This is a genomic window from Hydrogenophaga sp. (assembly GCF_028698005.1).
Lineage (GTDB): Bacteria > Pseudomonadota > Gammaproteobacteria > Burkholderiales > Burkholderiaceae_C > Hydrogenophaga.
In genome coordinates, this window is record NZ_JAQVEJ010000014.1 from 25556 (window position 1) to 32140 (window position 6585).

7 protein-coding genes are annotated in these 6585 nt (G+C 69.9%); all 7 read left to right on the forward strand.

Features of this window, described 5'->3' with window-relative positions; translation table 11 throughout:
* Nucleotides 1-56 precede the first annotated feature (56 nt).
* The 7 genes from PHQ87_RS02945 (at nucleotide 57) to PHQ87_RS02975 (ending at nucleotide 6581) form a co-directional block, all read left to right on the forward strand.
* A complete protein-coding gene (locus PHQ87_RS02945) occupies nucleotides 57-851 on the forward strand; it encodes a FadR/GntR family transcriptional regulator (RefSeq protein ID WP_300231040.1) in 795 nt (264 codons plus the stop codon).
* The gene (gene ltnD, locus PHQ87_RS02950) at nucleotides 848-1783 is read left to right on the forward strand and encodes an L-threonate dehydrogenase (RefSeq protein WP_300231043.1); all 936 of its coding nucleotides are present in this window, start codon (nucleotides 848-850) and stop codon (nucleotides 1781-1783) included. Before PHQ87_RS02945 ends, ltnD begins: the two co-directional genes overlap by 4 nt.
* Entirely contained in the window at nucleotides 1780-3057 is a 1278-nt protein-coding gene (gene otnK, locus PHQ87_RS02955) for a 3-oxo-tetronate kinase (RefSeq protein ID WP_300231046.1), read from the forward strand. The genes ltnD and otnK overlap by 4 nt, the downstream gene beginning before the upstream one ends.
* Entirely contained in the window at nucleotides 3054-3737 is a 684-nt protein-coding gene (locus PHQ87_RS02960; protein WP_300231048.1) for an aldolase, read from the forward strand. Before otnK ends, PHQ87_RS02960 begins: the two co-directional genes overlap by 4 nt.
* Before the next feature lie 7 nt (nucleotides 3738-3744).
* Nucleotides 3745-4551 carry a 2-oxo-tetronate isomerase gene (gene otnI / locus PHQ87_RS02965; protein ID WP_300231051.1) on the forward strand — a complete coding sequence of 269 codons (807 nt, stop codon included), beginning with the start codon at nucleotides 3745-3747 and terminating at the stop codon, nucleotides 4549-4551.
* Entirely contained in the window at nucleotides 4548-5576 is a 1029-nt protein-coding gene (gene denD / locus PHQ87_RS02970) for a D-erythronate dehydrogenase (protein ID WP_300231053.1), read from the forward strand. The genes otnI and denD overlap by 4 nt, the downstream gene beginning before the upstream one ends.
* Before the next feature lie 63 nt (nucleotides 5577-5639).
* On the forward strand, nucleotides 5640-6581 hold the full coding sequence (locus PHQ87_RS02975; RefSeq protein WP_300231057.1) for a TRAP transporter substrate-binding protein: 942 nt from the start codon (nucleotides 5640-5642) through the stop codon (nucleotides 6579-6581).
* Nucleotides 6582-6585: the final 4 nt, after the last annotated feature.

Consider the following 6585-nt stretch of genomic DNA (forward strand, 5'->3'; position numbering starts at 1 on the left):
CGGGCGCAGGGAAAACCCCCTGTATCGGCACCGGGTCCGATTTGTACGATAACCATATGAGTCGAGCCATCCAGGCCAGCCCGGGCATCAGTCCCACCGATCTGTTGCAGGCGCCGCAGCGCCTGACGGATCAGTTGGCGGCTTGGCTGATGCAACGCATCGAGTCCGGCGAGCTGGCACCCGACCAACGCTTGCCGACCGAGCAGCAACTGGCCGAACAGTTCGGTGTCTCGCGCACCGTGGTGCGCGAGGCCGTGAGCCGGCTCAAGTCCATCGGCATGCTGACCTCGCGTCAGGGCGCCGGCGTCTTCGTCGCCCCGCGCCACCAGGCGCGCGCACTGGCCTTCGATCCGAGCGTGCTGACGTCCATGGAGTCGGTGCTGCAGGTGGTCGAGGTGCGGCGCGGACTCGAAGCCGACGTCGCGGCCCTGGCGGCTCAACGCATCACGCCGGACAAGGCACATGCCATTCGCGCGGCGCTGGCGCATCTGGAGTCCTGCCAGCCCAATGGCCCCGAGGGCGTGGAGGCCGACCTGCAGTTCCACCGCTGCATCGCCCGTGCCACCGACAACCCCCATTACGAGCGTCTGCTGGGTTTTCTGGAACAGTACCAGCGCGACGCCATGCGCATCACCCGCACCAACGAGGCGCTGGACAGTGCGTACCTGGCCCAGGTACGGCGCGAACACCACGCCATCGCCGAGGCGGTGATCCGGGGCGATACCCTGCAGGCGCGAGAAACGGCCATGCGACACATGGTCAACGCAGCCGACCGGCTCGAACACGCGTCCCCGCCCATCCGGCGCGCGCTCGACGCGCTGCTGCGCGCCCCCTCATCCGCTACAACATGAACACCGAATCCCCTGCCAGCACCTTCGGCCCCCTGTTGGGCGTTGTCGGCCTCGGCTCGATGGGCATGGGTGCCGCCGTCACGGCCCTGCGCCGCGGCATGAGGACCGTGGGCTGCGACCCGAGGCCCGAGGCACGCGCCGCCTTCGAGCAGGCCGGCGGCGAGGCCGTGGCCTGCGCGAGCGGGCTGGCCGACTGCGATGCCGTGCTGCTGCTGGTGGTCAACGCGCAGCAGACCGAGGATGTCCTGTTCGGCGAACTGGGGCTGGCACCACGGCTGCGCCCCGGTGCGGTGGTGATCGCCTCCGCCACCGTGGATCCGGCCCTGCCGCCCCGGTGGGAAGCACGGCTGGCCGAGTCAGCAGTCCTTTTCGTGGATGCACCGGTCTCGGGCGGCGCACGCAAGGCAGCCGCCGGTGACATGACGGTGATGGCCTCGGGCCGTCCGGAAGCCATGGCCGCGGCGGACGCCGCCCTCACCGCCATTGCGGGCAAGGTTTATTGCCTCGGCGATCGTGCAGGCATCGGCTCGACGGTGAAGCTGGTCAACCAGCACCTGGCGGGTGTGCACATCGCCGCCGCGTGCGAGGCCATGGCCCTGGGCATGAAAGCCGGGGCCGATCCGCGCCAGCTCTACGAGGTGATCTGCCACAGCGCCGGCATGAGCTGGATGTTCGAGAACCGCGTGCCGCACATCCTCGAGGGCGACTACACGCCGCTGTCGGCGGTCGACATCTTCGTCAAGGACCTGGGCATCGTGCTCGATGCCGCCCACGGCCTGAAATTTCCGTTGCCGCTGGCGGCCGCCGCGCACCAGCTGTACCTGGCCACCTCGGCCATGGGCCTGGGCAGCGAGGACGATGCCGCGGTGGTGAAGTTCTATGCAAAGCTGGCCGGCCTCGAGCTGCCGGCACGCCAGCAGGGGGCCGCATGATCCTGGGCGTGATCGCCGACGACTTCACCGGCGCGACCGACGTGGCCAGCATGCTGGTGCGCGCCGGCATGCGCACGGTGCAGGTGCTCGGCGTACCCGAAGGCGAGCTGCCGCGGGCCGACGCGGTGGTGGTGGCGCTCAAGTCCCGGACCATCGCGCCGCTGGAGGCCGTCGCACTCAGCCTGCGCTCGTGCGAGGCCCTGCGCCGCGCGGGCGCGCGGCAGATTTACTTCAAGTACTGTTCGACCTTCGACTCCACGCCGCAAGGCAACATCGGTCCGGTGACCGACGCGTTGATGCAGGCGCTGAGCGCCGATTTCACGATCGCCTGCCCGGCCTTTCCCGAGAACGGCCGCACCGTCTACCAGGGCCACCTGTTCGTGGGCTCACAGCCGCTGAGCGAATCGGGCATGCGCGAGCACCCGCTGACGCCGATGACCGACGCCAACCTCGTGCGCGTGCTACAGGCACAGACGAGCCGATCGGTCGGCCTGCTGCCCTGGCCGGTGGTGCACCGCGGCGCCGAGGCTGTGCGCGAAGCCCTGCACGCGCTGCGCCTGCAGGGTCGGCAGATCGCCATGGCCGATGCGCTGGACAATCAGGATCTGCTCACCCTGGGTGAGGCCTGCGCCGACCTGCCGCTGGTCACGGCCGGCTCGGGCGTGGCGCTGGGTCTGCCGCCCGCCTATGTGCGGCGCGGCTGGCTGCAGCCCGATGCGGCGGCCGCCTCGCTCGCGCCGGTGCACGGCAGCGCGGCCGTGGTGTCGGGCTCGTGTTCGGTGGCAACCCATGCCCAGGTCAGGCACTGGATCGACAGCGGCGGCCAGGCCGTGCAACTCGACCCACTGGCCCTGCACGACGGCCGGCAGGGTGCCAACGCCCTGCTGGACGAAGCCTGCACGGCCCTCGCGAACGGACCGGTGCTGGTGTACGCCACGGCCACACCGGCACGCGTGGCCGAGGTGCAGCAGGTCCTGGGTGTGGAAGGCGCCAGCGCCCTCACCGAAGCGGCCCTGGCCCGCGTCGCCCGTGGCCTGGTGGACGCCGGCGTGCGGCGCCTCGTGGTGGCTGGCGGCGAGACATCGGGCGCGGTGGTGCAGGCCCTGGGCATCCGCCGGCTGTGCATCGGCCCCTCGATCTGCCCCGGCGTGCCCTGGACCGAGGCACGGCTGCCCGGCGATGGCGCGGTCATGCACCTGGCGCTCAAGTCAGGCAACTTTGGCAGCACGGCCTTCTTCCGGGAAGCGCTGACCATGAACGGAGCTGCGGCATGAGCGCCGGCTGGCCCGCCGCCCAGGACGCCATCCGCCGCGAGATCGTGCGCGTGGGCGCCTCGCTGTTCGCGCGCGGCTACGTGCACTCGACCGCCGGCAACATCAGCGTACGACTGAGGGCCGATGAAGGCGGCGGCTTCCTGATCACGCCGACCGATGCCTGCCTGGGCGCGCTCGACCCGCAGACGCTGGCCTGGGTGGACGAGGACGGCCGCCCACGGGCCGGCGAACGCGCCAGCAAGACGCTGGCCCTGCACCGCCATATCTACGCCAGCCCACTCCCGCGGCAGGCGCCACGCTGTGTGCTGCACACGCACAGCACGCACCTGGTGGCGCTCACGCTGCAAGGGGTGTGGAGCATCGACGACATCCTGCCCCCGATCACGCCCTACCAGGTCATGAAGGTGGGGCACGTGCCGCTCATCCCCTATGCCGCCCCGGGCGATGCCGCCGTGGCCGATGCGGTGGGCGAACGCCTGCGCCGGCAGCCCACCTTGCAGGCCGTGATGCTGGAGCGCCTCGGCCCCGTGGTCTGGCACGACAGCCCGGCCCGTGCCATGGCCCTGCTGGAAGAACTGGAGGAAACTGCCTGCCTGTGGCTGATGTCCACACCGCGCCCCGCCCCGCTGGGCGAAGACCGGATCGAGGAGCTCCGGCAACGCTTCAACGCCCCCTGGTGATCACCCCATGCCCCGCTTTGCTGCCAACCTGTCGCTGATGTACACCGAGCTGCCCTTCCTGGAGCGCTTCGGTGCTGCCGCAGCCGACGGCTTCGATGCCGTCGAATACCTGTTCCCCTACGACTTCGATCCGCAGGCCATCGCCACGCGCCTGCGCGCCCACGGCCTGACACAGGCCCTGTTCAATCTGCCACCGGGCAACTGGGATGCAGGCGAGCGTGGCATGGCCTGCCTGCCGGGGCGCGAGGCCGAGTTCGCCGCCGGACTCGAGCGCGCCATCGTCTATGCCGAGGCCACGGGCTGCCGGCGCCTGCATGCCATGGCGGGCCTGGTACCCGATGGCGGCGGCGCCGGAACCGCCGCGCTGCGCACCACCTACGTGGCCAACCTGCGCCGCGCCGCCGCCCGCGCCGGGGCGCTGGGCATCACGCTGCTGATCGAGCCCATCAACCGGCGCGACATGCCAGGCTATTTCCTGAGTTGGCAACAGCAGGCGCACGACATCGTGGCCGAGGTGGGGTCTCCGCACCTGAAGGTGCAGATGGATTTCTATCACTGCCAGATCATGGAGGGCGACCTCACGCGGCGGCTGGAAAAGCACTTCACGGGCGTGGGCCACATCCAGATCGCCGGCGTACCCGACCGCCACGAACCCGACGACGGCGAGGTGCACTACCCGCACCTGTTCCGGCGGCTGGACGCGCTGGGTTATCGCGGCTTCGTCGGTTGCGAGTACCGCCCGCGCGCGGGCACCAGCGCCGGTCTGGGCTGGCTGCGGCGTTGGCGTGAAGAAAGCCGGGAGGCGCGGGCATGAACATCCTGATCACCGGCGGCGCCGGTTTTCTGGGCAGCCGGCTCGCGGCCACCCTGCTGGCGAAGGGGCAGTTCCGCGGCCAGCCCGTTGACCGGCTCATGCTCGCCGACCTGCAGCCACCGGGCGGCGAGCTCGCGGCCGATCCGCGCGTGACCAGCGCCATGGGCGATCTGATCGACATCATCCCCACGCTGTTCGTGCAGCAGCGCTGGGACGCGGTGTTCCACCTGGCGGCGGCTGTCTCGGCCGAATGCGAGGCCGACTTCGGTCTGGGCCTGCATGCCAACCTGGACGCCACCCGCGCCCTCCTCGATGCCTGCCGGGCGCAGACAGATGCCGGCCACCCTCCGCCCGTGTTCTTCTTCGCCAGCTCGGTCGCCGTGTTCGGCAGCGACCCCGGCCAGCCGCTGCCCGAGGTGGTCCGCGACGACACCCTGCCCACGCCGCAATCGAGCTACGGCATCCACAAGTTCGTGGGCGAGCAACTGGTGGCCGACTACACCCGCAAGGGCTTCATTGACGGTCGCCCGGCACGGCTGATGACCGTCTCGGTGCGTCCCGGCCGCCCCAACGGCGCCGCTTCGGGCTTTCTCTCCGGCCTGGTGCGCGAGCCGCTGGCCGGACAGGCCTGCAACTGCCCGGTCCCCCTGGACACGCGCGTGGCGCTGTCCTCACCGGTCAACACGATCGCGGGCATCCTCGCCGTGGCCGAGGCGCCGCGCGAGGCCCTGGGCGGGCGCACCGCGATCAACCTGCCGGCGCTGAGCGTGAGCGTGGGCGAAATGATCGCGGCGCTGCAGGCCGTGGCGGGCCCGGTGGCCACCGCGCTCATCACCCACGCACCCGACCCGGCCATCGCCCGCATCGTGGCCGGATGGCCCGCGCGCTTCGAGAGCCGCCGCGCGGCCAGCCTCGGGCTGCGCGCCGACCCCGATTTCCATGCCGTACTGCTGCAGTACATCGACGACCATCCGGACGCGGTCAAGCTGGCCGTGCACCGACGGCGGCCGGGCCAGCCCGGCTGAGACTTTCCCTTCCCAACCACCCAAGGAGACTCGCGCATGAAAACCTGGATCAAGCCCCTGGCCATGGCCGCCCTGCTCTGCGCTGCCGGCGCGCAGGCACAGACCGTCCTGAAGATCGGCTACGCCACCTCGCCCACCTCGCACTACGGCGTCGGCTCCACCGTGTTCTGCGAAGAAATGGAAAAGGGCACGCAAGGCCGCTACAAATGCCAGCAGTTCCCCAATTCGGCGCTGGGTGGTGAGCGCGAGCAGATCGAGGCCGTGCAACTGGGCACGCAGGATCTGGTGAACACCTCCACCGGCCCGCTCGGCAACTTCGTGCCCGAGGTGAAGATCGTCGACATTCCCTTCCTGTTCCGCGATTACGACCATGCCCGCAAGGTCATGGATGGCCCCATCGGCGAGGACCTGCGCAAGAAGATGGAAGCCAAGGGCCTGATCAACCTGGCCTGGACCGAGAACGGCTTCCGCCACATGACCAACTCCAAGCGCGCCATCGTGCAGGCCTCCGACGCCGGCGGCCTGAAGATGCGCACCATGGAGAACAAGGTGCACATGGACGGCTACAAGACCTTCGGCATCCTGCCCACACCCATGCCCTTCCCCGAGTTGTTCACGGCGCTGCAGCAGGGCACCGTGGACGGCCAGGAAAACCCGATCCCCGTCATCCTGTCTTCCAAGTTCTCGCAGGTGCAAAAGCACCTGTCGCTGACCGGCCATGTGTACTCGCCGGCGGCACTGATCCTCTCGCCCGCGGTGTGGAACAAGCTCTCGGCCGCCGACAAGCAGGTCTTCCTGGAAGCCGGCAAGAAGGCTGCCGCCGCCCAGCGCAAGAAGGTCAACGACGACGAGGACAACGGCATTGCCCAACTGGAGAAGGAGGGCATGCAGGTGGTCAAGCAGGTCAACGGCGAGAGCTTCCGCAAGGCCGTCGCACCCGCCTACCAGCAGTACGCCAAGGAATTCGGCGCCGACAAGATCGCCGCCATCCAGGCCGTGAAGTAACCCC